Origin of the sequence: Saccharococcus thermophilus (assembly GCF_011761475.1) — a bacterium.
Lineage (GTDB): Bacteria > Bacillota > Bacilli > Bacillales > Anoxybacillaceae > Saccharococcus > Saccharococcus thermophilus.
The window spans coordinates 202118-228673 of sequence record NZ_JAASRS010000001.1 but is presented as its reverse complement, the minus strand read 5'-3'; the positions used below and the strand labels follow the sequence as shown (position 1 = coordinate 228673).

Genomic DNA, 26556 nt, shown 5'->3' with positions numbered 1-26556 from the left:
AACTTTCTATGGAGAGTTTGATCCTGGCTCAGGACGAACGCTGGCGGCGTGCCTAATACATGCAAGTCGAGCGGACCGAGTAGGAGCTTGCTCTTGTTCGGTTAGCGGCGGACGGGTGAGTAACACGTGGGCAACCTACCCGTAAGACCGGGATAACTCCGGGAAACCGGAGCTAATACCGGATAACACCGAAGACCGCATGGTCTTCGGTTGAAAGGCGGCTTCGGCTGTCACTTACGGATGGGCCCGCGGCGCATTAGCTAGTTGGTGAGGTAACGGCTCACCAAGGCGACGATGCGTAGCCGGCCTGAGAGGGTGACCGGCCACACTGGGACTGAGACACGGCCCAGACTCCTACGGGAGGCAGCAGTAGGGAATCTTCCGCAATGGACGAAAGTCTGACGGAGCGACGCCGCGTGAGCGAAGAAGGTCTTCGGATCGTAAAGCTCTGTTGTTAGGGAAGAAGAAGTACCGTTCGAATAGGGCGGTACGGTGACGGTACCTAACGAGAAAGCCCCGGCTAACTACGTGCCAGCAGCCGCGGTAATACGTAGGGGGCGAGCGTTGTCCGGAATTATTGGGCGTAAAGCGCGCGCAGGCGGTCCCTTAAGTCTGATGTGAAAGCCCACGGCTCAACCGTGGAGGGTCATTGGAAACTGGGGGACTTGAGTGCAGAAGAGGAGAGCGGAATTCCACGTGTAGCGGTGAAATGCGTAGAGATGTGGAGGAACACCAGTGGCGAAGGCGGCTCTCTGGTCTGTAACTGACGCTGAGGCGCGAAAGCGTGGGGAGCAAACAGGATTAGATACCCTGGTAGTCCACGCCGTAAACGATGAGTGCTAAGTGTTAGAGGGGTCAAACCCTTTAGTGCTGCAGCTAACGCGTTAAGCACTCCGCCTGGGGAGTACGGCCGCAAGGCTGAAACTCAAAGGAATTGACGGGGGCCCGCACAAGCGGTGGAGCATGTGGTTTAATTCGAAGCAACGCGAAGAACCTTACCAGGTCTTGACATCCCCTGACAACCCTAGAGATAGGGCGTTCCCCCTTCGGGGGGACAGGGTGACAGGTGGTGCATGGTTGTCGTCAGCTCGTGTCGTGAGATGTTGGGTTAAGTCCCGCAACGAGCGCAACCCTCGACCTTAGTTGCCAGCATTCAGTTGGGCACTCTAAGGTGACTGCCGGTGACAAACCGGAGGAAGGTGGGGATGACGTCAAATCATCATGCCCCTTATGACCTGGGCTACACACGTGCTACAATGGGCGGTACAAAGGGCTGCGAACCCGCGAGGGGGAGCCAATCCCAAAAAGCCGCTCTCAGTTCGGATTGCAGGCTGCAACTCGCCTGCATGAAGCCGGAATCGCTAGTAATCGCGGATCAGCATGCCGCGGTGAATACGTTCCCGGGCCTTGTACACACCGCCCGTCACACCACGAGAGCTTGCAACACCCGAAGTCGGTGAGGTAACCCTTTCGGGAGCCAGCCGCCGAAGGTGGGGCAAGTGATTGGGGTGAAGTCGTAACAAGGTAGCCGTACCGGAAGGTGCGGCTGGATCACCTCCTTTCTAAGGATGACACGAAAAGCGAAGGCGAATGGTTAGCCCCGGCAGGCGCTGGAGGGCTCGCGAGGAGGCTGTTGCCGCCACAGCGAGACCGAAGCGGCCCGAGGGGCTAGGAGCCGAAGCTAGACAATACGAAAAGCAGAAGCGTAATAACTTCTTGACAATAGGTTAAAAATCGTTTATAATGACGCTTGTCGTTTTGTTTAGTTTTGAAGGAGTTTATGTTCCTTCCGTTTTGCGCCTGCGTCTTCTAGTGAATTCAAAGAAGCTGGGTTCCTCGGCGCAAGGCAGCAAAGAAGTGAATGCAAGGTAGTAGCCTTGTTTAGTTTTGAGGGAACTTCTCCTCAACAATTTCAATAATGGGCCTATAGCTCAGCTGGTTAGAGCGCACGCCTGATAAGCGTGAGGTCGGTGGTTCAAGTCCACTTAGGCCCATTGATGTGTGGGGCCTTAGCTCAGCTGGGAGAGCGCCTGCTTTGCACGCAGGAGGTCATCGGTTCGATCCCGATAGGCTCCACCATTTTGATGAAAAAAACAGTTTGCGTCTGCGTCTTCTAGTGAATTCAGAGAAGCTGGATTCCTCGACGCAAAGCTGCAAAGAAGCGAATGCAATGAAGTAGCTTCGTTCCTTGAAAACTAGATAACCGAAAGGAAGAAGCCGAGAAGCGCTATTGGTTAAGTTAGAAAGGGCGCACGGTGGATGCCTTGGCACTAGGAGCCGATGAAGGACGGGGCAAACGCCGAAACGCTTCGGGGAGCTGTAAGCAAGCGTTGATCCGGAGATGTCCGAATGGGGGAACCCACTGTCCGTAATGGGACAGTATCCATACCTGAATCCATAGGGTATGGAGGGCACACCCGGGGAACTGAAACATCTTAGTACCCGGAGGAGAAGAAAGCAATAGCGATTCCCTGAGTAGCGGCGAGCGAAACGGGAACAGCCCAAACCAAGAGGCTTGCCTCTTGGGGTTGTAGGACCACTCACATGGGAGTGACAAAGGAACGGGGTAGACGAAGCGGTCTGGAAAGGCCCGCCAGAGAAGGTGACAGCCCTGTAGTCGAAACTTCGTTCCCTCCCGAGTGGCTCCTGAGTACGGCGGGACACGGGGAATCCCGTCGGAAGCAGGGAGGACCATCTCCCAAGGCTAAATACTCCCTAGTGACCGATAGTGAACCAGTACCGTGAGGGAAAGGTGAAAAGCACCCCGGAAGGGGAGTGAAAGAGAACCTGAAACCGTGTGCCTACAAGTAGTCAGAGCCCGTTGATGGGTGATGGCGTGCCTTTTGTAGAATGAACCGGCGAGTTACGATGACGTGCGAGGTTAAGTCGAAGAGACGGAGCCGCAGCGAAAGCGAGTCTGAATAGGGCGTTCAGTACGTCGTCGTAGACCCGAAACCAGGTGATCTACCCATGTCCAGGGTGAAGGTAGGGTAACACCTACTGGAGGCCCGAACCCACGCACGTTGAAAAGTGCGGGGATGAGGTGTGGGTAGGGGTGAAATGCCAATCGAACTTGGAGATAGCTGGTTCTCCCCGAAATAGCTTTAGGGCTAGCCTCAAGGGAAGAGTCTTGGAGGTAGAGCACTGATTGAGCTAGGGGCCCTCATCGGGTTACCGAACTCAGTCAAACTCCGAATGCCAATGACTTATCCTTGGGAGTCAGACTACGAGTGATAAGATCCGTGGTCGAGAGGGAAACAGCCCAGATCACCAGCTAAGGTCCCTAAGTGCACGTTAAGTGGAAAAGGATGTGGAGTTGCCCAGACAACCAGGATGTTGGCTTAGAAGCAGCCATCATTTAAAGAGTGCGTAATAGCTCACTGGTCGAGTGACTCTGCGCCGAAAATGTACCGGGGCTAAACGTGCCACCGAAGCTGTGGGATGACCTTCGGTCATCGGTAGGGGAGCGTTCTAAGGGCGTCGAAGCGAGATCGGAAGGACTCGTGGAGCGCTTAGAAGTGAGAATGCCGGTATGAGTAGCGAAAACAGAGGTGAGAATCCTCTGCACCGAAAGCCTAAGGGTTCCTGAGGAAGGTTCGTCCGCTCAGGGTTAGTCGGGACCTAAGCCGAGGCCGAAAGGCGTAGGTGATGGGCAACAGGTAGAGATTCCTGTACCACCTCCTCACCGTTTGAGCGATGGGGGGACGCAGGAAGGTAGGGCGAGCAGGCTGCTGGAATAGCCTGTCCAAGCGGTTAGGCTGCCAGATAGGCAAATCCGTCTGGCGCAAAGGCGGAGCCGTGATGGCGAAGGGACCATCGGTCCCGAAGTCCCCGATCCTACACTGCCAAGAAAAGCCTCTAGCGAGGTGAGAGGTGCCCGTACCGCAAACCGACACAGGTAGGCGAGGAGAGAATCCTAAGGTGCGCGGGAGAACTCTCGTTAAGGAACTCGGCAAAATGACCCCGTAACTTCGGGAGAAGGGGTGCTCTCTTGGGTGAATAGCCCGAGGGAGCCGCAGTGAAAAGGCCCAAGCGACTGTTTATCAAAAACACAGGTCTCTGCGAAGCCGAAAGGCGAAGTATAGGGGCTGACACCTGCCCGGTGCTGGAAGGTTAAGGGGAGCGCTTAGCGCAAGCGAAGGTGCGAACCGAAGCCCCAGTAAACGGCGGCCGTAACTATAACGGTCCTAAGGTAGCGAAATTCCTTGTCGGGTAAGTTCCGACCCGCACGAAAGGTGTAACGACTTGGGCACTGTCTCAACGAGAGACCCGGTGAAATTATACTACCTGTGAAGATGCAGGTTACCCGCGACAGGACGGAAAGACCCCGTGGAGCTTTACTGCAGCCTGATATGGAATTTTGGTATCGCTTGTACAGGATAGGTGGGAGCCTGGGAAGCCGGAGCGCCAGCTTCGGTGGAGGCGCCGGTGGGATACCACCCTGGCGGTATTGAAATTCTAACCCGCACCCCTGATCGGGGTGGGAGACAGTGTCAGGTGGGCAGTTTGACTGGGGCGGTCGCCTCCCAAAAGGTAACGGAGGCGCCCAAAGGTTCCCTCAGAATGGTTGGAAATCATTCGTAGAGTGCAAAGGCACAAGGGAGCTTGACTGCGAGACGGACAGGTCGAGCAGGGACGAAAGTCGGGCTTAGTGATCCGGTGGTTCCGTATGGAAGGGCCATCGCTCAACGGATAAAAGCTACCCCGGGGATAACAGGCTGATCTCCCCCAAGAGTCCACATCGACGGGGAGGTTTGGCACCTCGATGTCGGCTCATCGCATCCTGGGGCTGTAGTCGGTCCCAAGGGTTGGGCTGTTCGCCCATTAAAGCGGTACGCGAGCTGGGTTCAGAACGTCGTGAGACAGTTCGGTCCCTATCCGTCGCGGGCGCAGGAAATTTGAGAGGAGCTGTCCTTAGTACGAGAGGACCGGGATGGACGCACCGCTGGTGTACCAGTTGTCCCGCCAGGGGCACCGCTGGGTAGCTATGTGCGGAAGGGATAAGCGCTGAAAGCATCTAAGCGTGAAGCCCCCCTCAAGATGAGATTTCCCATCGCGTCAAGCGAGTAAGATCCCTCGAAGATGACGAGGTCGATAGGTCCGAGGTGGAAGCGTGGCGACACGTGCAGCTGACGGATACTAATCGATCGAGGACTTAACCAAGAAAAGCGCACGAAAAGCGGAGGCGACTGCTTAGCCCCGATGGGCGCTGGAAGACCTGCGAGGAGGCTGTCGCCGCCACAGCAGGTCTGAAGCGACCCAAGGGGCTAGGAGCCGGAGCTAGACACCACGAAAAGCGGAGGACGCCCGCCTATCGGCGACACGCGCTGGAGGGCCCGTGAGGAGGCTGTTGCCGCCGCAACGGGACCGAAGCGTCGCGAGCCGATGGCGTCCGGAGCTAGACAGCAAAGGCGCCCGGCTTCTTCCAAACAGACGGTTATCTAGTTTTGAAGGAATGAACTCCTTCTTGACAACATCGATTAGATGGATATAATAATACATGTCCAATTGAAATACTTGCCTAGTGACTATAGCGGAGAGGAAACACCCGTTCCCATCCCGAACACGGAAGTTAAGCTCTCCAGCGCCGATGGTAGTTGGGGCCAGCGCCCCTGCAAGAGTAGGTCGTCGCTAGGCAATTATGTTTATAAAGCATCCTGCCTTTTAATCGGCAGGATGCTTTTTCATTTTCATCATCGAGCGAGAAAATCCCCGCTTCAACCAGAAGTAAAGGGGGAGGAGGTCAATGGGAATTCAAGGGGTGAAATTTCTGTATTAAATATTGATAAAGCAGCAACGGAACTTTCTCTGCTGTTAAAGATAGAAAGTGGACGATCAAGATATACGCTTTGCTTGGATAGGAGTGCAATAACTCACTCCACCACTCCGTTTCGTATCGCGAAATCATGCTTAAGTTGTATAGTAATAAATAATGGGCAATGATTTCGGGAAACATAAATATTTTTTCCCTTTTGGTGGGAATGTGATATGTTCCATTTGAATGAAATAGAAATGGCTCGCAACCAATTGGTTGTAACGGCGATTCTATATAAAAATGAATGAAACTTTCTTCTTCCTTCGCAAATGTTATGTTTAGAAAATGGGATTCCTCCTCTATATAATAAATAAAGCGATTTAATGTCATATGGTAATAATCTAAAATTTCTTTTGGGATGGCAATCGAGTGGCTAGAATGGTTATGTATCACTTTTAAAGATAATATTTTATTATTGCTAAATAATGAAAACATTTCGTGCAGTTCACATATTCGTTGTAGCAACGTGCCCATACGAAATTTTTCCCCTGTTAGTTGTTTCACATGAAACATTTTTTCAGAAAAATGAGTAAACAATCCGTTCTTTTGCACTTTTACTTCATCATCTAAAAATTCATATCCTTGTTTTTTTCGTTTTCTTGTTGATACTCCGTGTGCCAGGACAGAAGTGGATTCAGGATAATCCGCGTCAACGGTAAGCAAGCAAGCCTTTAGAAGCTGCACCATCCCGTAAAATAGAAGAACAGGTTTGATCGATAATGGCGCGTGGCGTGCCGTTGCATAAAAGTTTTGTCCGTGCTCTAAATAATAAAGGAATGGGTAACAGTTTGTATAACTTTTTTGCACAGCATCTTCCCTTTCTTGTTTTACATAGCATTGGTAAAGAAGCTGCTGGGCTATATCTGCCGAATGAAAGACAATAAATTTGTTTGACATGTTTCCGTAATCAAACATTTCCATCCCCCTTATTATCATAATTTTGGTTTTAAATAACTGAAAAGTTGAACATTTTCTATATTCCTTGACAGTAGTTTAACCAGTTGATAAGCTACTAATAATAATTTCGGGACAAGGGGGAGAAAACATGTGGGAATCGAAATTTGCAAAAGAAGGATTAACATTTGATGATGTGCTTCTTATTCCTGCCAAATCCGATGTATTGCCTCGTGATGTCGACGTGACGACCAAGCTGAGCGAAACGTTGCAATTGAATATCCCGATCATTAGCGCGGGAATGGATACGGTAACGGAAGCGGAAATGGCGATTGCCATGGCAAGGCAAGGTGGGCTCGGCATTATTCATAAAAACATGTCCATTGAACAGCAAGCCGAGCAAGTCGACAAAGTAAAACGTTCGGAACGGGGAGTTATTACCGACCCATTTTTCTTGACCCCTGAGCATCAAGTGTATGACGCAGAGCATTTAATGAGCAAATACCGAATTTCCGGCGTACCAATTGTGAATAATGCGGAAGAACAAAAGCTCGTCGGCATCATTACAAACCGTGATTTGCGCTTTATCCAAGATTATTCCATTAAAATCGCTGATGTAATGACAAAGGAAAATTTAATTACCGCACCTGTCGGGACGACACTGGAAGAAGCGGAAAAGATTTTGCAAAAGTATAAAGTGGAAAAACTGCCGCTTGTCGATGAAAATGGAGTATTGAAGGGACTCATTACCATTAAAGATATTGAAAAAGTTATTGAATTTCCAAACTCCGCTAAGGACTCCAAAGGACGTCTCATTGTCGGGGCTGCTGTCGGTGTGACCGCTGATACGATGATCCGAGTGAAAAAGCTTGTAGAAGCAAACGTGGACGTCATTGTCGTGGACACGGCGCACGGTCATTCGAAAGGTGTCCTGGAGACTGTCCGCAAAATTCGTGAGCAATATCCTGACTTAAATATTATCGCAGGAAATGTCGCAACAGCGGAGGCGACGCGCGACTTGATTGAGGCAGGCGCCAACATCATCAAAGTTGGAATCGGACCTGGGTCCATCTGTACGACACGTGTCGTCGCCGGGGTCGGTGTACCGCAAATTACGGCGATATACGACTGTGCGACAGAGGCTCGCAAATATGGAGTTCCAATTATCGCTGATGGCGGAATTAAATATTCCGGCGACATCGTAAAGGCGATAGCGGCGGGAGCTCATGCCGTGATGTTGGGCAGCCTTTTGGCTGGCGTATCGGAAAGCCCGGGAGAAACGGAAATTTATCAAGGAAGACGGTTTAAAGTGTACCGTGGAATGGGTTCGGTAGCTGCCATGGAGCGAGGCAGTAAAGACCGTTATTTCCAAGAGGACAACAAAAAATTTGTCCCGGAAGGAATCGAAGGACGTGTTCCGTACAAAGGACCTTTAGCCGACACCATTTATCAACTTGTTGGCGGTCTTCGCGCGGGAATGGGATATTGTGGAACAAGAAATTTAGAAGAACTGCGGGAAAAAACGCAATTTATCCGGATGACGAATGCGGGATTGCGTGAAAGCCATCCGCATGATGTGCAAATTACGAAAGAAGCGCCAAACTATTCCATTTTTTAATATTTCCCGAAAAGAAGCCTCTCGCTTCTAATGTGAAGGTGCAGTCGCATCATTGAAAGCGGGAGATGATAATGATATTAAAACGAACGTCTTCGAAATGAGGGTAAGCATAAAAGAGCTTCTTGTATGTTGCTTATTGTTCAGCGAAAACATACAAGTTACTTGGAAGTTCCTACTTCGAAATAAAGGCAAGTAGTGAGTAGTTCACAGATGAGTTATGTCTATTTACCTAACTTAAGGCGGAGAAATTTTCTCCGTCTATTTTTTTGTAGATGAGTGTGTTACAATAACGTTTGTGTGAGGAGGGTTCGAAAGTGAAGAAGATGAGACAAAAAACGATAATTTTTTTCATGGCTATTTGCTTATGTCTAGGTTTGTTGCCGTTTCAAGCAGTAAAAGCAGAAAGCGATCCATTAGATATTAATGCCGATGCGGCAATTCTAGTGGATGCCAATACGGGGAGAATTTTGTATCAAAAAAATATTGATACTGCTCTTGGCATTGCCAGCATGACAAAAATGATGGTGGAATACTTGCTGCTAGATGCCATTAAGGAAAAACGGGTAAAATGGGATCAACAATATACGCCAAGTGATTACGTTTACCGTCTTTCGCAAGATCGTGCTTTGTCGAACGTTCCGTTGCGGAAAGATGGAAAATATACCGTTCGCGAACTTTATGAAGCGATGGCCATTTATTCCGCCAATGGGGCCACAGTAGCGATTGCTGAGATTCTCGGCGGTTCTGAAAAAAATTTTGTGAAAATGATGAATGAAAAAGCGAAACAATTAGGTTTAAAAGACTATAAATTTGTCAATGCAACTGGATTGAGCAATCAAGACTTAAAAGGGTTTCATCCAGAAGGAACCGATACAAATGAGGAAAACGTGATGTCGGCACGAGCAATGGCAACATTGGCTTATCGTTTGCTAAAGGACCATCCTGAAGTGCTGAAAACAACAAGTATCGCTCATAAAACATTCCGTGAAGGAACAGATGATGAAATTAAAATGGATAACTGGAACTGGATGCTGCCGGGGTTGGTTTATGCCTATCCAGGAGTCGATGGTTTAAAAACAGGATATACGGAATTTGCAGGAAATTGTTTTACAGGTACGGCAAAGCGCGACGGCATCCGTCTAATCACAGTGGTAATGAACGCCAAAGACAAAAGCGGGAAATCAACGAAGGAGGCGCGCTTCGAAGAGACTCGGAAACTGTTTGACTACGGATTTAACAGTTACTCTATGAAAGAACTATACCCGAAAGGATATCAACTGAAAGGTCATAAAACCCTTCCGGTCGTAAAGGGAAAAGAAAAGACCGTATCCATCGCAACGGACAAGCCGTTTTCCTTATTAGTGAAAAACGGCGAAGAAAAAAATTATCGTCCTGTTTACGTTTTCGATAAAAAGAAATTGACCGATAAAGGTGAATTAACGGCTCCAGTAAAAAAAGGAGAAAAAGTTGGGTATATGACATTACAATACAAAGGCGAAGAATCGTATAGCTTCTTAAGTCCGGAAATGAAGAAAAATGTGAGCGTCAATATTGTGGCAACGGAAAATGTCGAAAAAGCGAACTGGTTTGTGCTCACCATGAGAGGAATTGGCGGATTGTTTGGCGATTTATGGACGAGCGTAGTAAAAACAGTCAAAGGTTGGTTTTAAGAGCTCCTTCCTTTTCAGGGAGCTTTTTTCTATTGTGATTTTTAAAAAAATTGAGGTAAAATAAGAAAATGTAATCATCCAATCTGTGATATTTGATGCCAGCTATCACAGCATTAGGGTAGAAATAAGGGGGAATGAAAGTTGGCAATTACAGGTACAGACCGTGTTAAACGTGGAATGGCAGAAATGCAAAAAGGTGGCGTCATCATGGACGTAGTAAATGCGGAACAAGCGAAAATTGCCGAGGCCGCTGGCGCGGTAGCGGTAATGGCGCTGGAACGTGTTCCTGCTGATATTCGCGCTGCTGGTGGCGTGGCACGCATGGCAGATCCAACGGTCATTGAGGAAGTGATGAAAGCTGTATCGATTCCTGTGATGGCAAAAGTGCGAATCGGTCATTACGTAGAAGCACGCGTTTTAGAAGCGCTGGGTGTAGATTATATCGATGAAAGCGAAGTGTTGACACCGGCTGACGAAGAGTTTCATATTGATAAACGACAATTTACCGTTCCTTTTGTATGCGGCTGCCGTGATTTAGGAGAGGCAGCACGCCGCATTGCGGAAGGTGCATCGATGCTGCGGACAAAAGGAGAACCAGGAACCGGAAACATTGTCGAAGCAGTTCGGCATATGCGCAAAGTTAATGCGCAAATACGTAAAGTGGTCAGCATGAGCGAAGATGAATTAGTGACAGAGGCAAAAAATTTAGGCGCCCCAGTCGAAGTATTGCGTGAGATTAAGCGGTTAGGCCGTCTTCCAGTTGTCAACTTTGCCGCTGGCGGGGTCGCGACTCCGGCGGACGCGGCGCTGATGATGCACTTAGGGGCAGATGGCGTATTTGTCGGCTCTGGTATTTTCAAATCGGAAAATCCAGAAAAATACGCACGGGCAATCGTTGAAGCTACCACCCATTATGAAGATTACGAGCTAATTGCTCATTTATCGAAAGGATTGGGCGGCGCAATGCGCGGCATTGATGTCGCATCATTACTGCCAGAGCAACGGATGCAAGAACGTGGTTGGTAAGTAAAGGAGTAAACGAGACGATGAAAATTGGAGTACTTGGCTTACAAGGTGCTGTACAAGAACATGTTCGCTCCATTGAAGCATGTGGGGCGGAAGCAGTTGTCGTAAAAAAAACAGACCAGCTTGCAGATCTGGATGGTCTAATTCTCCCTGGCGGCGAGAGCACAACGATGCGCCGTCTTATGGATAAATACGGATTTATGGAGCCGTTAAAACAGTTTGCCGCGGCAGGAAAACCGATGTTTGGCACTTGCGCGGGGCTCATTTTGTTGGCGAAACGAATCGTTGGCTACGATGAACCGCATTTAGGACTGATGGATATTACCGTTGAGCGAAATTCCTTCGGCCGCCAGCGCGAAAGTTTTGAAGCGGAACTTTCGATTGCCGGGGTTGCCGATGATTTTATCGGTGTGTTTATCCGCGCTCCACATATTGTGGAAGTAGGAGAGGACGTCGAAATTTTGGCCAAATACGACGGACGGATCGTCGCCGCAAGACAAGGACAGTTTCTCGGATGTTCATTCCATCCTGAATTGACGGATGACCACCGCATGACGCACTATTTTCTTAATATGGTGAAAGAAGCAAAAGCATAAAACAGTTGCGTTTGACAAAAACTTATAGTACATTATTGGTACAAGTGATCGGCAAAAGTGTATAACGGGAAAGCGATGAAAGGAACTAGTAGCAAGGCCGTTTCTCTTCAGAGAGTCGGTGGGTGGTGCGAACCGATGGGAAACGCTTGTGAATCCGTCCTTGAGTAAAATGCTGAATGCGTAAGCTAGTAAGCATTTTCGGTTTTTCGCCGTTATCGATGCAAGCGGAAGACAACCTTGTCTTCAATAAGGGTGGCAACGCGGGATTACTCTCGTCCCTTTTTGGGACGAGAGTTTTTATTTTATATAATAATAAACGAAGGAGGTATCGCATATGCTCGATATCAAATTTTTACGCAACCACTTTCAGGAAGTAAAAGAAAAACTACAACAGCGCGGCGGAGACTTAGCGAATATGGATCGCTTTGAAGAACTCGACAAAAAGCGGCGCGAACTGATTACAAAAGCAGAAGAACTAAAAAATTCAAGAAATGAAGTATCGCAACAAATAGCTGTATTAAAACGCGAAAAAAAAGACGCGGAGCATCTGATTGCGCAAATGCGCGAAGTCGGGGAGCAAATTAAAGCGATGGATGAAGAAATCCGCCAAGTGGAAGAGGAATTAAATGCCCTGTTGTTATCCATTCCAAACGTTCCGCATGAATCGGTACCTGTTGGCAAGTCAGAAGAGGATAATGTGGAAATCCGTAAATGGGGGGAACCACGTTCGTTTTCGTTTGAACCGAAACCGCATTGGGAAATTGCTGATCAACTTGGCATTCTTGATTTTGAGCGGGCCGCGAAAGTCACAGGAAGCCGCTTCGTGTTTTATAAAGGGATGGGCGCCCGTTTGGAGCGTGCGTTGATTAACTTTATGCTTGATGTGCATATCGAAGAGTTTGGCTATCAGGAAGTGCTGCCGCCGTATTTGGTCAACCGGGCCAGCATGACAGGTACAGGGCAACTGCCAAAATTTGAAGAGGATGCATTTCGCGTCGAAAACGAAGACTACTTCCTCATTCCGACGGCGGAAGTGCCGGTGACGAATCTGCATCGCGATGAAATTTTATCTGCGGAAGATTTACCGATTTATTATGCGGCTTACAGCGCATGTTTCCGCGCCGAGGCCGGTTCTGCAGGACGCGACACAAGAGGGCTGATTCGCCAGCATCAATTTAACAAAGTAGAGCTGGTGAAGTTTGTCAAACCGGAAGATTCGTATGATGAATTAGAAAAGCTGACGAATCAAGCGGAAAGAATTTTGCAGCGGCTTGGACTGCCTTATCGCGTGGTATGTTTATGCACGGGAGATTTGGGCTTTTCGGCTGCGAAAACATACGATATTGAAGTATGGTTGCCAAGCTACGGAACGTATCGGGAAATTTCTTCTTGCAGCAATTTTGAAGCGTTTCAGGCGCGCCGCGCCAATATCCGTTTCCGTCGCGACCCGAAAGCGAAACCGGAATACGTGCATACGCTCAATGGCTCAGGGTTGGCTATCGGCCGTACGGTTGCCGCTATTTTAGAGAACTATCAACAGGAAGACGGAACGGTTGTCATTCCGGAAGTATTGCGTCCATATATGGGAAATAGAGACGTTATTCGCTAGCCAAAAAAGAAGCGGGGGTTGCGCCCCGCTTCCACTATACAAAGATATTGACTTTTATCGGCGATAATGTTATATTGAATGACGTCAGCACGGAGGAGTACCCAAGTCTGGCTGAAGGGGTCGGTCTTGAAAACCGAGAGGCGCCGTAAGGCGCGCGGGGGTTCGAATCCCTCCTCCTCCGCCATGAAAGCAAATGAAGAGTACCAACGCGCATAAGTGGAGATTGTTATCCGAAACAATTCGTTACGTTATCGTAACGAATTTTTATTTTCAAGAAAAATAACCGCCTAACGACGGCGGTTATTTTTTATGCGTTCGTATTCATGAATAATCGCTGCTGCTTTTTGAATAATCGGTTCGATCGATTGCTCATCTCCGATAATGTCATATTCGTTAATATTTATACGCAAAACAGGGCAGAAGTTAAATTCGTTAATCCATGTCTCGTAGCGCTCGTACATCTCTTTCCAATAGGATACAGGTGTTTTTTGCTCCATTGGACGCCCGCGCTCACGAATGCGTTTCATCACTTCGTCAAAACTTCCTTCCAAATAAATAAGCAAATCGGGATGAGGAAAATACGGTGTCATCACCATTGCCTGGAATAAGCTTGTATATGTTTCATAATCAACAGCTGTCATCGTCCCGTTTTCAAAGTGCATTTTTGCAAAAATATGGGCGTCTTCATAAATAGAGCGGTCTTGGACAAACCCGCCGCCGTATTCAAACATCCGCTTTTGCTCTTTAAACCGCTCGGCGAGGAAATAAATTTGCAAGTGAAAACTCCAGCGTTCAAAATCGTCGTAAAACTTCTCCAAGTATGGATTCGTATCTACTTTTTCCAATGAAGTGCGGAAGTTTAATGCTTTTGCCAATGCTTTTGTCAAGGTCGATTTACCAACACCGACTGTGCCGGCAATCGTAATGACTGCATGATCTGGGATACGGTATTTTTCACGTAAATTCATCATGATAAAGCTCCTTTTATGACATGATTTATTCGTTCCAATATGTAATGTAAATCTTCTTTTCGTTGAACGAAATCCAGCTGATCTCCATTAAAGCGGAGGACAGGGATGTGCGGATGTTCCCGCTCAAATAAGGAAAAGATTTCTTCATAGTCAGTGCAAAGCTGCTGTAAATAGAGCGGATCGATGTTTTTTTCAAAATCACGGCCGCGTTTTTGGATACGTGCTAACAAGGTATCTAGGCTGGCATGTAAGTAAATAATGATATTTGGCTGCGGCAAGCCGTCGATTAAAATATCGTATATTTTTGCATATTTTTGATAATGGTGATCTTTTAGCGTTTTTTTGGCGAAAATTAAGTTTTTCATCATATGATAATCCGCGACAACTGGGACTTTTTGTTGGAGAAAACGGTGCTGAATCTCCTCTAATTGTTTGTAGCGATGGCAAAGAAAAAACATTTCCGTTTGGAAGCTCCATTCCTCCATATTTTCATAAAATTTCCCGAGAAATGGATTTTCTTCGACAATTTCTTTTACTAAATGGTAATGAAATTGTTTGGCGATTGCCGCTGCTAACGAGGTTTTTCCTACCCCAATCGGACCTTCCACCGCAACAAACGGAACGTTCCTCATGTTCTATTTCTCCCTTCTTCGTAAACAAAACAAATTTATTCTAACATAAAAAACGCACTTGGGCATGTTTCCAAGTGCGAAGAAAAGGATTTATCTTTTAACGACAGTAAAATTATCCGTTAGAAGCAGCCAGTTTTGCGGGAAATCTAATCCTAATTTCCAATAGCTCATTCCCCGTAAGCCAAGCTCTTTAACTAAATTAAATTTTGCTTGAATGGAGCGGGCGTCTTCAAACCAAACTTCATGTTCTTTTCCGCTTTCGTCCCGATAGCGGAAATGTGGAGCTTGTGCTCTCGTATCGTATTGAATGGCAACGTTGTGTTGGGCGGCAAGCTGGATTGCCTGCTGCGGGCTGATCGCCCGCGCATACGGCCCGCCTGGAACATACGGAAGAGTCCAGTCATAACCATATAAGTTTTGTCCCATTAAAATTTTCCCTGCAGGCATTTCGGAAATTGCATATTCGAGCACCCTGCGGACGGGGCCGATTGGAGAAACCGGCATCGGCGGGCCCCCGCTATATCCCCATTCGTACGTCATAATGACGACAAAATCGGCGATTTGGCCGTGGGCACGGTAGTCGTGTGCTTCATACCATCGGCCTCTTTGCGTGGCGCTCGTTTTCGGCGCCAACGCCGTAGACATCAGCCATCCTTCTTGCTTGAACCGCCGCTTTGCTTTTCGTAAAAACGAATTATACGCCTCGCGGTCTTGAGGGCGCAAGTATTCCATATCAAAGTGGATATCGCGAAATCCATATTTTTTGGCGGTTGTGACGATATTTTCCAAAAACTGGTTTTGTAGTGATTCGTTGTTTAAAATAATCGCTCCCAGTTCATCGCTAAACTGATCATTTTCAATATTAGTGATGACCATGATTAAAGTAACATTATTGGTGCGGGCGATAGATGGGAAATTATTCAAAGGAGGCTCTTTCAGCGTAGCGTTTCGCTGGATTTGAAAACGAAATGGAGCCAAATAAGTTAAATATGGTGCAGCTTGGCGAGCGCTTTCCTCCAAAGCTGGGCTGACAGTCGTTCCGCGAGGTTCGATATATCCGTTAAATTCAGCTCTGCGCTTGGTTCCTGGGGGGATATATAACCGTTGTCCAACTTGTAACGGACTGTTAAGAGAAATATGGTTTACTTCAGCAAGCCGCTGCATGGGAATGGAAAATTTTTGGGAAATTGACCATAAACTATCGCCGCGCTGTACCCAGTAAAAACGTCCGACGATTGGAATCACCATTGCTTGGCCGACGACAAGATCGTTAGGATTTGGCAATTGGTTTGCTCGAATGATGTCTTCCGGAGTCGTATCATACGCTTGCGCGATTCCACTTAACGTTTGCCCGCTTTGTACAACATGGATTTGCATATTATACCCCCTAGTTGCGTCTTCGTTCTTCTTATTTTATGATGGAAAAAGAGCAGAAATGACCGTTTTGCGAGGAGTGGAGCATGATCAGCGACGAATACTATATGCGTTTGGCCATAGAAGAAGCAAAAAAGGCGGAACAGATGGGAGAAGTCCCAATTGGAGCGGTGATTGTCCAAGATGGCCGCGTTATTGCCCGTTCTCATAATTTAAGGGAAACAGAGCAGCGCGCGATTGCCCATGCAGAAATTTTAGCGATTGATGAAGCGTGCAAGGCAACACGTTCATGGCGCCTAGAAGATGCGACATTATATGTCACACTAGAGCCGTGCGCGATGTGTGCCGGCGCTATTGTCCTTGCCCGCGTCAAGCGCGTCGTGTTCGGCGCCAGCGACCCAAAGGGAGGCTGTGCCGGGACGTTGATGAATTTGCTTCAAGAAGAGCGGTTTAATCATCAGGTTGAAGTGACAAGCGGGGTATTAGGCGACGAATGTGGGCAAATGTTAAGCAATTTTTTTCGCAAGCTTCGCGAGAAAAAGAAAAATGTTGGGCAAAGTTCCAATTAAATTACAACGCGCAGTCATTGCATTTTTTTTGCAAAACCGCTATACTTATATTGCCGTGCTAAGCGGGGAGGTAGCGGTGCCCTGTACTCGCAATCCGCTCTAGCGAGGCTGAATTCCTTCTCGAGGTTAGTCTGCTGTGAGGTCTGTCTCAAGTAAGTGGTGTTGACGTCTGGGTCCCGCGCAATGGGATTCCGTGAACCCTGTCAGGTCCGGAAGGAAGCAGCAGTAAGCGGATGCTCCCATGTGCCGCGGGGGTGCCTGGACTGAGCTAACTGCTTGAGCAACGCTTGGGGCAGCTAATCGACAGAAGGTGCACGGCCTTACATATGGAAAGCAAACTCACTCCTTGCGAGTGAGTTTTTTTATTTCTTATTTTAAAAAAAGGAGAAGACATTATATAATAGATGAGACGAGAAAAAGAGGAGGGCCATTTCGTGACATATCAAGCTTTATATCGTGTTTTTCGGCCGCAGCGGTTTGCTGATGTAGTCGGTCAAGAACACGTAACGAAAACATTGCAAAGTGCCCTGCTTCAAAATAAAATATCTCATGCCTATTTGTTTTCCGGTCCGCGCGGTACAGGAAAAACAAGCGCTGCCAAAATTTTTGCCAAAGCGGTAAATTGTGAGCATGCTCCGACGGCGGAACCGTGCAACGAATGTCCGGCGTGCGTTGGAATTACAAACGGTACCATTCCAGATGTGCTGGAAATCGACGCGGCTTCAAATAACCGTGTGGATGAAATCCGCGATATTCGCGATAAAGTGAAATTTGCACCGACATCGGTTCGTTACAAAGTATATATTATCGATGAGGTGCATATGCTTTCGATCGGTGCTTTCAACGCGTTGTTAAAAACGCTAGAGGAGCCGCCAAAGCATGTTATTTTTATATTGGCAACAACAGAACCTCATAAAATTCCGCTTACGATTATTTCTCGTTGTCAGCGCTTTGATTTTCGGAGAATTCCGTTGCCTTCGATTGTTGCAAGGTTAAGACATGTCGTCAGTCAGCAAGGCATCGAAGCTGCGGATGAGGCGTTGTCAGCAATCGCGCGCGCGGCCGATGGCGGGATGCGCGACGCGTTAAGTTTGCTGGACCAAGCAATTTCTTTTAGTAACGGACAGTTGCTGCTTGAAGACGTCCTTGCTATGACCGGAGCTGTATCTTCGGCGACATTAGCTTCGCTAGTGAAGGCGATATATGAGAAAGATGCGGCAACGGTATTGCAACTGCTTGAAAAAATGATGGATCAAGGGAAAGACCCTAATCGTCTGATCGAAGATTTAATTTTTTATTATCGCGATCTTTTGCTATACAAAACGGCTCCCCATGTAGAAGGGGCAATCAAAGGCGCGATAGTGGACGACGCGTTTAAACATCTGGCGGAGGCTGTGCCGGTCTCTAACCTATATGAAACGATTGAAGTGTTAAATAAAAGCCAGCAGGAGATGAAATGGACGAATCATCCGCGCATTTTTTTAGAAGTTGCGCTAATAAAGCTGTGCCATCAGCAAGTTTCACAAGCATTGCCGCCTTCCGAAGAACTTCAATCGTTGATCCAAAGGGTAGAATATTTGGAAGCGGAACTGCGCCGTCTTAAAGAGCAAAATGTATCTGCCGCAGCAGCAACTTCCGCGCCAGCGAAAAAACAAACAAAAGGGCTAAAAACAGGAGGATATAAAACACCAATTGGCCGGATTTACGAAATATTAAAGCAAGCGACTCATCAAGATTTGGCGTTGATTAAAAGCCATTGGGCCGAGATGCTGGATACGCTGAAAAAGCAACATAAAGTATCTCATGCGGCCTTACTGCAAGAAAGCGAGCCAGTTGCCGCGAGTCCAAACGCGTTTGTGTTAAAGTTTAAGTATGAGATTCACTGCAAAATGGCTGCTGATAATACGAATTATGTGAAAGATAATTTAGAGGCCATTCTATTTGAACTGACGAAAAAACGCTTTGAAATGGTAGCTGTTCCTGAAGAAGAATGGGGAAAGATAAGGGAAGAATTTATTCGTGGAAAAGAAGCCAAACAGGAACAGGAGGAAGAAGATCCTTTAATAGCGGAAGCAAAACGGCTGTTTGGCGAGGAATTAATTGAAATTAAAGAATAAAGAACTGGATATGAAGGAGGAAAAAAACGATGATGCGTGGCGGAATGGGAAATATGCAAAAAATGTTAAAGCAAATGCAAAAAATGCAAAAGGAGATGCAGAAAGCACAAGAGCAACTAGGTGAAAAAACAGTAGAGGGCACCGCAGGAGGCGGTATGGTGACAGTGATCGCGAATGGCCACAAACAAATTTTGGAAGTAAAAATTAAAGAAGAAGTAGTGGATCCGGAAGATATTGAAATGCTTCAAGATTTAGTGTTAGCAGCAACCAATGATGCGTTGAAAAAAGCGGATGAGCTTGCAAACGAAATGATGGGACAATTTACAAAAGGATTGAATATTCCGGGATTATTCTAGGAGGTCTTTTATGCATTATCCTGAACCGATATCTAAGCTGATTGATAGTTTTATGAAGCTTCCCGGAATCGGGCCCAAAACGGCCGTTCGTCTTGCCTTTTTTGTTTTAACGATGAAAGAAGATACGGTGTTGGAATTTGCTAAAGCGCTTGTGGACGTCAAACGCAATATTAAATATTGTACGATTTGCGGCCATATTACGGATACAGATCCTTGTTATATTTGCAAAGATGAAAGACGAGACAAAACGACGATATGCGTGGTACAAGACCCAAAAGACGTCATCGCCATGGAAAAGATGAAAGAATATAACGGTCTTTACCATGTATTGCACGGCGCTATTTCGCCAATGGAAGGGATCGGTCCGGAAGATATAAAAATTGCCGAGTTGCTAAAAAGATTGCAAGACGAAACGGTACAAGAGGTGATTTTAGCGACAAACCCGAACATCGAAGGGGAAGCGACGGCGATGTATATATCGCGGTTGTTAAAGCCAACGGGAATTAAGGTGACAAGAATTGCCCACGGTCTCCCAGTGGGCGGCGATTTGGAATATGCCGATGAAGTAACGCTTTCAAAAGCCTTAGAAGGACGCCGCGAGTTATAGAAAGAGAAAGAGGTGGGGGTCACTTGTTATGGCGACGGAAAGGTTGGTTAAAAAAGCAATTCGATGAAAAGTTAGTAAACGAATTACAGGCGATGAGAGACGAGTGGTATGAGCAGAAACGGCTCATTGAAAAAAGCGTAGATCCATCGGAGGACGTATTAGTAGCGCTTCACATTGCGGAAGCGAAATACTTTTTTCTCATCCGAGAAGCAAAACATCGACGTATATCACTAAAGGGAGTGAATTAAACTTCCTTTATTTTTTTGTTCTTTTTTCCCCCGTTTATCATACCTTTGTAGTACAAGCAATAAAAGGGGGGCATTGAAAATGGAACCAAAAGTAGTCGTTCTTCTATTATTATCGATGATTGCGGTTTTGTTATTAGTAGGCGCACGATTAAAAGCGGTTCGGTTTATAGGATATGGAGCGATCAGACTGATCATTGGCGCGTTGGCGTTATTTGTGATTAATGTAATCGGGGGGAACTTTCATATTCATATACCGATCAATTTCGTAACGTCGTTCATATGCGGTTTTCTAGGAGTGCCGGGAGCCGCGGCATTAATCATTATCGATAAGTATATTGTAATGTAGGAAGATAAAGAATTAATGCTAGCAGCAGAATTTTTTGACGATGGAAAGGCGTTATATTTTAGAAACGCCTTTTTAAATTTTTTAGAAATAATTATTGACTTTTATTTGTATATGTATTATATTAATAAACGTCGCTGTTAAATATAAAAAATTATATTGACAGTGCATAAATTCATATGTATAATGTATAAAGTGTGTTAAAGTTCCTTGAAAACTAAACAAAACGCAAGCGTCAAAAGAAAAGCTGAAGCGCCACGACACCTTGCGGTGTCGGTGCTGAAGCTTGGAAATAAGCCAATCAACTTTCTATGGAGAGTTTGATCCTGGCTCAGGACGAACGCTGGCGGCGTGCCTAATACATGCAAGTCGAGCGGACCGAGTAGGAGCTTGCTCTTGTTCGGTTAGCGGCGGACGGGTGAGTAACACGTGGGCAACCTACCCGTAAGACCGGGATAACTCCGGGAAACCGGAGCTAATACCGGATAACACCGAAGACCGCATGGTCTTCGGTTGAAAGGCGGCTTCGGCTGTCACTTACGGATGGGCCCGCGGCGCATTAGCTAGTTGGTGAGGTAACGGCTCACCAAGGCGACGATGCGTAGCCGGCCTGAGAGGGTGACCGGCCACACTGGGACTGAGACACGGCCCAGACTCCTACGGGAGGCAGCAGTAGGGAATCTTCCGCAATGGACGAAAGTCTGACGGAGCGACGCCGCGTGAGCGAAGAAGGTCTTCGGATCGTAAAGCTCTGTTGTTAGGGAAGAAGAAGTACCGTTCGAATAGGGCGGTACGGTGACGGTACCTAACGAGAAAGCCCCGGCTAACTACGTGCCAGCAGCCGCGGTAATACGTAGGGGGCGAGCGTTGTCCGGAATTATTGGGCGTAAAGCGCGCGCAGGCGGTCCCTTAAGTCTGATGTGAAAGCCCACGGCTCAACCGTGGAGGGTCATTGGAAACTGGGGGACTTGAGTGCAGAAGAGGAGAGCGGAATTCCACGTGTAGCGGTGAAATGCGTAGAGATGTGGAGGAACACCAGTGGCGAAGGCGGCTCTCTGGTCTGTAACTGACGCTGAGGCGCGAAAGCGTGGGGAGCAAACAGGATTAGATACCCTGGTAGTCCACGCCGTAAACGATGAGTGCTAAGTGTTAGAGGGGTCAAACCCTTTAGTGCTGCAGCTAACGCGTTAAGCACTCCGCCTGGGGAGTACGGCCGCAAGGCTGAAACTCAAAGGAATTGACGGGGGCCCGCACAAGCGGTGGAGCATGTGGTTTAATTCGAAGCAACGCGAAGAACCTTACCAGGTCTTGACATCCCCTGACAACCCTAGAGATAGGGCGTTCCCCCTTCGGGGGGACAGGGTGACAGGTGGTGCATGGTTGTCGTCAGCTCGTGTCGTGAGATGTTGGGTTAAGTCCCGCAACGAGCGCAACCCTCGACCTTAGTTGCCAGCATTCAGTTGGGCACTCTAAGGTGACTGCCGGTGACAAACCGGAGGAAGGTGGGGATGACGTCAAATCATCATGCCCCTTATGACCTGGGCTACACACGTGCTACAATGGGCGGTACAAAGGGCTGCGAACCCGCGAGGGGGAGCCAATCCCAAAAAGCCGCTCTCAGTTCGGATTGCAGGCTGCAACTCGCCTGCATGAAGCCGGAATCGCTAGTAATCGCGGATCAGCATGCCGCGGTGAATACGTTCCCGGGCCTTGTACACACCGCCCGTCACACCACGAGAGCTTGCAACACCCGAAGTCGGTGAGGTAACCCTTTCGGGAGCCAGCCGCCGAAGGTGGGGCAAGTGATTGGGGTGAAGTCGTAACAAGGTAGCCGTACCGGAAGGTGCGGCTGGATCACCTCCTTTCTAAGGATGACACGAAAAGCGAAGGCGAATGGTTAGCCCCGGCAGGCGCTGGAGGGCTCGCGAGGAGGCTGTTGCCGCCACAGCGAGACCGAAGCGGCCCGAGGGGCTAGGAGCCGAAGCTAGACAATACGAAAAGCAGAAGCGTAATAACTTCTTGACAATAGGTTAAAAATCGTTTATAATGACGCTTGTCGTTTTGTTTAGTTTTGAAGGAGTTTATGTTCCTTCCGTTTTGCGCCTGCGTCTTCTAGTGAATTCAAAGAAGCTGGGTTCCTCGGCGCAAGGCAGCAAAGAAGTGAATGCAAGGTAGTAGCCTTGTTTAGTTTTGAGGGAACTTCTCCTCAACAATTTCAATAATGGGCCTATAGCTCAGCTGGTTAGAGCGCACGCCTGATAAGCGTGAGGTCGGTGGTTCAAGTCCACTTAGGCCCATTGATGTGTGGGGCCTTAGCTCAGCTGGGAGAGCGCCTGCTTTGCACGCAGGAGGTCATCGGTTCGATCCCGATAGGCTCCACCATTTTAACGAAAAAATACTTTGTGTCTGCGTCTGCTAGCTAGTTCGAGGAAGTGGGATTCCTCGACACAAGGCTGCAAGGAAGCAAACTCAAGTAGTCGCCTTGCGTCTGCGTCTACAAGCAGATGCAGAATAAGTTCGTTCTTTGAAAACTAGATAACCAAAAGGAAGAAGCCGAGAAGCGCTATTGGTTAAGTTAGAAAGGGCGCACGGTGGATGCCTTGGCACTAGGAGCCGATGAAGGACGGGGCAAACGCCGAAACGCTTCGGGGAGCTGTAAGCAAGCGTTGATCCGGAGATGTCCGAATGGGGGAACCCACTGTCCGTAATGGGACAGTATCCATACCTGAATCCATAGGGTATGGAGGGCACACCCGGGGAACTGAAACATCTTAGTACCCGGAGGAGAAGAAAGCAATAGCGATTCCCTGAGTAGCGGCGAGCGAAACGGGAACAGCCCAAACCAAGAGGCTTGCCTCTTGGGGTTGTAGGACCACTCACATGGGAGTGACAAAGGAACGGGGTAGACGAAGCGGTCTGGAAAGGCCCGCCAGAGAAGGTGACAGCCCTGTAGTCGAAACTTCGTTCCCTCCCGAGTGGCTCCTGAGTACGGCGGGACACGGGGAATCCCGTCGGAAGCAGGGAGGACCATCTCCCAAGGCTAAATACTCCCTAGTGACCGATAGTGAACCAGTACCGTGAGGGAAAGGTGAAAAGCACCCCGGAAGGGGAGTGAAAGAGAACCTGAAACCGTGTGCTTACAAGTAGTCAGAGCCCGTTGATGGGTGATGGCGTGCCTTTTGTAGAATGAACCGGCGAGTTACGATGACGTGCGAGGTTAAGTCGAAGAGACGGAGCCGCAGCGAAAGCGAGTCTGAATAGGGCGTTCAGTACGTCGTCGTAGACCCGAAACCAGGTGATCTACCCATGTCCAGGGTGAAGGTAGGGTAACACCTACTGGAGGCCCGAACCCACGCACGTTGAAAAGTGCGGGGATGAGGTGTGGGTAGGGGTGAAATGCCAATCGAACTTGGAGATAGCTGGTTCTCCCCGAAATAGCTTTAGGGCTAGCCTCAAGGGAAGAGTCTTGGAGGTAGAGCACTGATTGAGCTAGGGGCCCTCATCGGGTTACCGAACTCAGTCAAACTCCGAATGCCAATGACTTATCCTTGGGAGTCAGACTACGAGTGATAAGATCCGTGGTCGAGAGGGAAACAGCCCAGATCACCAGCTAAGGTCCCTAAGTGCACGTTAAGTGGAAAAGGATGTGGAGTTGCCTAGACAACCAGGATGTTGGCTTAGAAGCAGCCATCATTTAAAGAGTGCGTAATAGCTCACTGGTCGAGTGACTCTGCGCCGAAAATGTACCGGGGCTAAACGTGCCACCGAAGCTGTGGGATGACCTTCGGTCATCGGTAGGGGAGCGTTCTAAGGGCGTCGAAGCGAGACCGGAAGGACTCGTGGAGCGCTTAGAAGTGAGAATGCCGGTATGAGTAGCGAAAACAGAGGTGAGAATCCTCTGCACCGAAAGCCTAAGGGTTCCTGAGGAAGGTTCGTCCGCTCAGGGTTAGTCGGGACCTAAGCCGAGGCCGAAAGGCGTAGGTGATGGGCAACAGGTAGAGATTCCTGTACCACCTCCTCACCGTTTGAGCGATGGGGGGACGCAGGAAGGTAGGGCGAGCAGGCTGCTGGAATAGCCTGTCCAAGCGGTTAGGCTGCCAGATAGGCAAATCCGTCTGGCGCAAAGGCGGAGCCGTGATGGCGAAGGGACCATCGGTCCCGAAGTCCCCGATCCTACACTGCCAAGAAAAGCCTCTAGCGAGGTGAGAGGTGCCCGTACCGCAAACCGACACAGGTAGGCGAGGAGAGAATCCTAAGGTGCGCGGGAGAACTCTCGTTAAGGAACTCGGCAAAATGACCCCGTAACTTCGGGAGAAGGGGTGCTCTCTTGGGTGAATAGCCCGAGGGAGCCGCAGTGAAAAGGCCCAAGCGACTGTTTATCAAAAACACAGGTCTCTGCGAAGCCGAAAGGCGAAGTATAGGGGCTGACACCTGCCCGGTGCTGGAAGGTTAAGGGGAGCGCTTAGCGCAAGCGAAGGTGCGAACCGAAGCCCCAGTAAACGGCGGCCGTAACTATAACGGTCCTAAGGTAGCGAAATTCCTTGTCGGGTAAGTTCCGACCCGCACGAAAGGTGTAACGACTTGGGCACTGTCTCAACGAGAGACCCGGTGAAATTATACTACCTGTGAAGATGCAGGTTACCCGCGACAGGACGGAAAGACCCCGTGGAGCTTTACTGCAGCCTGATATGGAATTTTGGTATCGCTTGTACAGGATAGGTGGGAGCCTGGGAAGCCGGAGCGCCAGCTTCGGTGGAGGCGCCGGTGGGATACCACCCTGGCGGTATTGAAATTCTAACCCGCACCCCTGATCGGGGTGGGAGACAGTGTCAGGTGGGCAGTTTGACTGGGGCGGTCGCCTCCCAAAAGGTAACGGAGGCGCCCAAAGGTTCCCTCAGAATGGTTGGAAATCATTCGTAGAGTGCAAAGGCACAAGGGAGCTTGACTGCGAGACGGACAGGTCGAGCAGGGACGAAAGTCGGGCTTAGTGATCCGGTGGTTCCGTATGGAAGGGCCATCGCTCAACGGATAAAAGCTACCCCGGGGATAACAGGCTGATCTCCCCCAAGAGTCCACATCGACGGGGAGGTTTGGCACCTCGATGTCGGCTCATCGCATCCTGGGGCTGTAGTCGGTCCCAAGGGTTGGGCTGTTCGCCCATTAAAGCGGTACGCGAGCTGGGTTCAGAACGTCGTGAGACAGTTCGGTCCCTATCCGTCGCGGGCGCAGGAAATTTGAGAGGAGCTGTCCTTAGTACGAGAGGACCGGGATGGACGCACCGCTGGTGTACCAGTTGTCCCGCCAGGGGCACCGCTGGGTAGCTATGTGCGGAAGGGATAAGCGCTGAAAGCATCTAAGCGTGAAGCCCCCCTCAAGATGAGATTTCCCATCGCGTCAAGCGAGTAAGATCCCTCGAAGATGACGAGGTCGATAGGTCCGAGGTGGAAGCGTGGCGACACGTGCAGCTGACGGATACTAATCGATCGAGGACTTAACCAAGAAAAGCGCACGAAAAGCGGAGGCGACTGCTTAGCCCCGATGGGCGCTGGAAGACCTGCGAGGAGGCTGTCGCCGCCACAGCAGGTCTGAAGCGACCCAAGGGGCTAGGAGCCGGAGCTAGACACCACGAAAAGCGGAGGACGCCCGCCTATCGGCGACACGCGCTGGAGGGCCCGTGAGGAGGCTGTTGCCGCCGCAACGGGACCGAAGCGTCGCGAGCCGATGGCGTCCGGAGCTAGACAGCAAAGGCGCCCGGCTTCTTCCAAACAGACGGTTATCTAGTTTTGAAGGAATGAACTCCTTCTTGACAACATCGATTAGATGGATATAATAATACATGTCCAATTGAAATACTTGCCTAGTGACTATAGCGGAGAGGAAACACCCGTTCCCATCCCGAACACGGAAGTTAAGCTCTCCAGCGCCGATGGTAGTTGGGGCCAGCGCCCCTGCAAGAGTAGGTCGTCGCTAGGCAATTGTTGCCGAGACAGCCGATTAGGCGTAACGCTTAATCGGCTGTTTTTATTTTTCTCCCCTATTAAACTTAAACTGTCGGAAAGACAGATAGTGTTTCCCATCATGTTATAACTTTTCAAATGCATATAATGGTCT

At 48.8% G+C, this 26556-nt stretch carries 15 protein-coding genes, 5 tRNA genes, 6 rRNA genes, 1 other RNA gene and 1 other annotated feature; of the genes, 23 read left to right on the top strand and 4 right to left on the bottom strand.

Annotated features, from left to right (window positions below):
- The first annotated feature begins 5 nt into the window (after nucleotides 1-5).
- The 5 genes from BDD39_RS01335 (at nucleotide 6) to rrf (BDD39_RS01315) (ending at nucleotide 5637) form a co-directional block, all read left to right on the top strand.
- Nucleotides 6-1562 (top strand): 16S ribosomal RNA (locus tag BDD39_RS01335).
- A gap of 358 nt (nucleotides 1563-1920) precedes the next feature.
- Nucleotides 1921-1994, top strand: a tRNA-Ile gene (locus tag BDD39_RS01330).
- A gap of 9 nt (nucleotides 1995-2003) precedes the next feature.
- A tRNA-Ala gene (locus tag BDD39_RS01325) sits at nucleotides 2004-2079 on the top strand.
- 153 nt (nucleotides 2080-2232) lie between these two features.
- Nucleotides 2233-5163 (top strand): 23S ribosomal RNA (locus tag BDD39_RS01320).
- Nucleotides 5164-5520: 357 nt separating this feature from the next.
- Nucleotides 5521-5637 (top strand): 5S ribosomal RNA (gene rrf / locus BDD39_RS01315).
- The 16S, 23S and 5S rRNA genes sit together here with 2 tRNA genes alongside, the layout of an rRNA operon.
- 106 nt (nucleotides 5638-5743) lie before the next feature.
- Here rrf (BDD39_RS01315) and BDD39_RS01310 read toward each other — a convergent pair.
- On the bottom strand, nucleotides 5744-6730 hold the full coding sequence (locus BDD39_RS01310) for a YaaC family protein (protein ID WP_166907446.1): 987 nt from the start codon (nucleotides 6728-6730) through the stop codon (nucleotides 5744-5746).
- Nucleotides 6731-6860: 130 nt separating this feature from the next.
- Between BDD39_RS01310 and guaB the strand changes: the two genes are divergently transcribed.
- The 6 genes from guaB (at nucleotide 6861) to BDD39_RS01280 (ending at nucleotide 13412) form a co-directional block, all read left to right on the top strand.
- A complete protein-coding gene (guaB, locus tag BDD39_RS01305; RefSeq protein WP_166907444.1) occupies nucleotides 6861-8327 on the top strand; it encodes an IMP dehydrogenase in 1467 nt (488 codons plus the stop codon).
- A gap of 323 nt (nucleotides 8328-8650) precedes the next feature.
- The gene (locus BDD39_RS01300) at nucleotides 8651-9997 is read left to right on the top strand and encodes a serine hydrolase (protein ID WP_208404433.1); all 1347 of its coding nucleotides are present in this window, start codon (nucleotides 8651-8653) and stop codon (nucleotides 9995-9997) included.
- Between the two features lie 141 nt (nucleotides 9998-10138).
- Nucleotides 10139-11023 (top strand): pyridoxal 5'-phosphate synthase lyase subunit PdxS, encoded by an 885-nt coding sequence (gene pdxS / locus BDD39_RS01295; protein ID WP_166907440.1) that lies wholly within the window; start codon nucleotides 10139-10141, stop codon nucleotides 11021-11023.
- Nucleotides 11024-11043: 20 nt separating this feature from the next.
- Nucleotides 11044-11619, top strand: coding sequence for a pyridoxal 5'-phosphate synthase glutaminase subunit PdxT (pdxT, locus tag BDD39_RS01290; protein ID WP_166907438.1), 576 nt, complete (start codon nucleotides 11044-11046; stop codon nucleotides 11617-11619).
- 66 nt (nucleotides 11620-11685) lie between these two features.
- Nucleotides 11686-11902: a binding site (T-box leader), on the top strand.
- 51 nt (nucleotides 11903-11953) lie between these two features.
- Entirely contained in the window at nucleotides 11954-13228 is a 1275-nt protein-coding gene (gene serS, locus BDD39_RS01285; RefSeq protein ID WP_166907437.1) for a serine--tRNA ligase, read from the top strand.
- Nucleotides 13229-13319: 91 nt separating this feature from the next.
- A tRNA-Ser gene (locus BDD39_RS01280) sits at nucleotides 13320-13412 on the top strand.
- A 103-nt stretch (nucleotides 13413-13515) separates the two neighbouring features.
- Here the strand turns inward: BDD39_RS01280 and BDD39_RS01275 are convergent.
- The 3 genes from BDD39_RS01275 to BDD39_RS01265 form a co-directional block, all read right to left on the bottom strand.
- On the bottom strand, nucleotides 13516-14196 hold the full coding sequence (locus tag BDD39_RS01275; RefSeq protein WP_166907435.1) for a deoxynucleoside kinase: 681 nt from the start codon (nucleotides 14194-14196) through the stop codon (nucleotides 13516-13518).
- Nucleotides 14196-14831 carry a deoxynucleoside kinase gene (locus BDD39_RS01270; protein ID WP_166907433.1) on the bottom strand — a complete coding sequence of 212 codons (636 nt, stop codon included), beginning with the start codon at nucleotides 14829-14831 and terminating at the stop codon, nucleotides 14196-14198. The genes BDD39_RS01275 and BDD39_RS01270 overlap by 1 nt, the downstream gene beginning before the upstream one ends.
- A 90-nt stretch (nucleotides 14832-14921) precedes the next feature.
- The gene (locus BDD39_RS01265; RefSeq protein ID WP_166907431.1) at nucleotides 14922-16208 is read right to left on the bottom strand and encodes a glycoside hydrolase family 18 protein; all 1287 of its coding nucleotides are present in this window, start codon (nucleotides 16206-16208) and stop codon (nucleotides 14922-14924) included.
- Between the two features lie 83 nt (nucleotides 16209-16291).
- Between BDD39_RS01265 and tadA the strand changes: the two genes are divergently transcribed.
- From tadA to rrf (BDD39_RS01205), 12 genes are all read left to right on the top strand, one after another.
- On the top strand, nucleotides 16292-16774 hold the full coding sequence (gene tadA / locus BDD39_RS01260) for a tRNA adenosine(34) deaminase TadA (protein WP_166907429.1): 483 nt from the start codon (nucleotides 16292-16294) through the stop codon (nucleotides 16772-16774).
- 53 nt (nucleotides 16775-16827) lie between these two features.
- Nucleotides 16828-17092, top strand: an RNA gene (gene ffs / locus BDD39_RS01255) — signal recognition particle sRNA large type.
- Nucleotides 17093-17208: 116 nt separating this feature from the next.
- Nucleotides 17209-18891 (top strand): DNA polymerase III subunit gamma/tau, encoded by a 1683-nt coding sequence (gene dnaX, locus BDD39_RS01250; protein ID WP_166907427.1) that lies wholly within the window; start codon nucleotides 17209-17211, stop codon nucleotides 18889-18891.
- Between the two features lie 29 nt (nucleotides 18892-18920).
- Nucleotides 18921-19247, top strand: a complete 327-nt coding sequence (locus BDD39_RS01245; protein WP_043906403.1) for a YbaB/EbfC family nucleoid-associated protein — start codon at nucleotides 18921-18923, stop codon at nucleotides 19245-19247.
- A 10-nt stretch (nucleotides 19248-19257) separates the two neighbouring features.
- Entirely contained in the window at nucleotides 19258-19854 is a 597-nt protein-coding gene (gene recR / locus BDD39_RS01240) for a recombination mediator RecR (protein ID WP_042411988.1), read from the top strand.
- Nucleotides 19855-19877: 23 nt separating this feature from the next.
- Nucleotides 19878-20102, top strand: coding sequence for a YaaL family protein (locus BDD39_RS01235; RefSeq protein WP_166907425.1), 225 nt, complete (start codon nucleotides 19878-19880; stop codon nucleotides 20100-20102).
- A 79-nt stretch (nucleotides 20103-20181) separates the two neighbouring features.
- The gene (locus tag BDD39_RS01230) at nucleotides 20182-20448 is read left to right on the top strand and encodes a pro-sigmaK processing inhibitor BofA family protein (RefSeq protein WP_166907424.1); all 267 of its coding nucleotides are present in this window, start codon (nucleotides 20182-20184) and stop codon (nucleotides 20446-20448) included.
- A 305-nt stretch (nucleotides 20449-20753) separates the two neighbouring features.
- Nucleotides 20754-22310, top strand: a 16S ribosomal RNA gene (locus BDD39_RS01225).
- 358 nt (nucleotides 22311-22668) lie between these two features.
- Nucleotides 22669-22742: transfer RNA gene (locus BDD39_RS01220), tRNA-Ile, on the top strand.
- A 9-nt stretch (nucleotides 22743-22751) separates the two neighbouring features.
- Nucleotides 22752-22827, top strand: a tRNA-Ala gene (locus BDD39_RS01215).
- Nucleotides 22828-23013: 186 nt separating this feature from the next.
- Nucleotides 23014-25944 (top strand): 23S ribosomal RNA (locus BDD39_RS01210).
- Nucleotides 25945-26301: 357 nt separating this feature from the next.
- Nucleotides 26302-26418 (top strand): 5S ribosomal RNA (gene rrf / locus BDD39_RS01205).
- Nucleotides 26419-26556 lie beyond the last annotated feature (138 nt).

What these genes read in the sequence shown, in the direction of transcription:
- BDD39_RS01245 (WP_043906403.1), top strand. Translation starts at nt 18,921, where the DNA reads ATGATGCGTGGCGGAATGGGAAATATGCAAAAAATGTTAAAGCAAATG.
- serS (WP_166907437.1), top strand. Translation starts at nt 11,954, where the DNA reads ATGCTCGATATCAAATTTTTACGCAACCACTTTCAGGAAGTAAAAGAA.
- BDD39_RS01300 (WP_208404433.1), top strand. Translation starts at nt 8,651, where the DNA reads ATGAGACAAAAAACGATAATTTTTTTCATGGCTATTTGCTTATGTCTA.
- pdxT (WP_166907438.1), top strand. Translation starts at nt 11,044, where the DNA reads ATGAAAATTGGAGTACTTGGCTTACAAGGTGCTGTACAAGAACATGTT.
- guaB (WP_166907444.1), top strand. Translation starts at nt 6,861, where the DNA reads ATGTGGGAATCGAAATTTGCAAAAGAAGGATTAACATTTGATGATGTG.
- BDD39_RS01265 (WP_166907431.1), bottom strand. Translation starts at nt 16,208, where the DNA reads ATGCAAATCCATGTTGTACAAAGCGGGCAAACGTTAAGTGGAATCGCG.
- BDD39_RS01310 (WP_166907446.1), bottom strand. Translation starts at nt 6,730, where the DNA reads ATGTTTGATTACGGAAACATGTCAAACAAATTTATTGTCTTTCATTCG.
- BDD39_RS01270 (WP_166907433.1), bottom strand. Translation starts at nt 14,831, where the DNA reads ATGAGGAACGTTCCGTTTGTTGCGGTGGAAGGTCCGATTGGGGTAGGA.
- BDD39_RS01275 (WP_166907435.1), bottom strand. Translation starts at nt 14,196, where the DNA reads ATGAATTTACGTGAAAAATACCGTATCCCAGATCATGCAGTCATTACG.
- recR (WP_042411988.1), top strand. Translation starts at nt 19,258, where the DNA reads ATGCATTATCCTGAACCGATATCTAAGCTGATTGATAGTTTTATGAAG.
- tadA (WP_166907429.1), top strand. Translation starts at nt 16,292, where the DNA reads ATGATCAGCGACGAATACTATATGCGTTTGGCCATAGAAGAAGCAAAA.
- BDD39_RS01230 (WP_166907424.1), top strand. Translation starts at nt 20,182, where the DNA reads ATGGAACCAAAAGTAGTCGTTCTTCTATTATTATCGATGATTGCGGTT.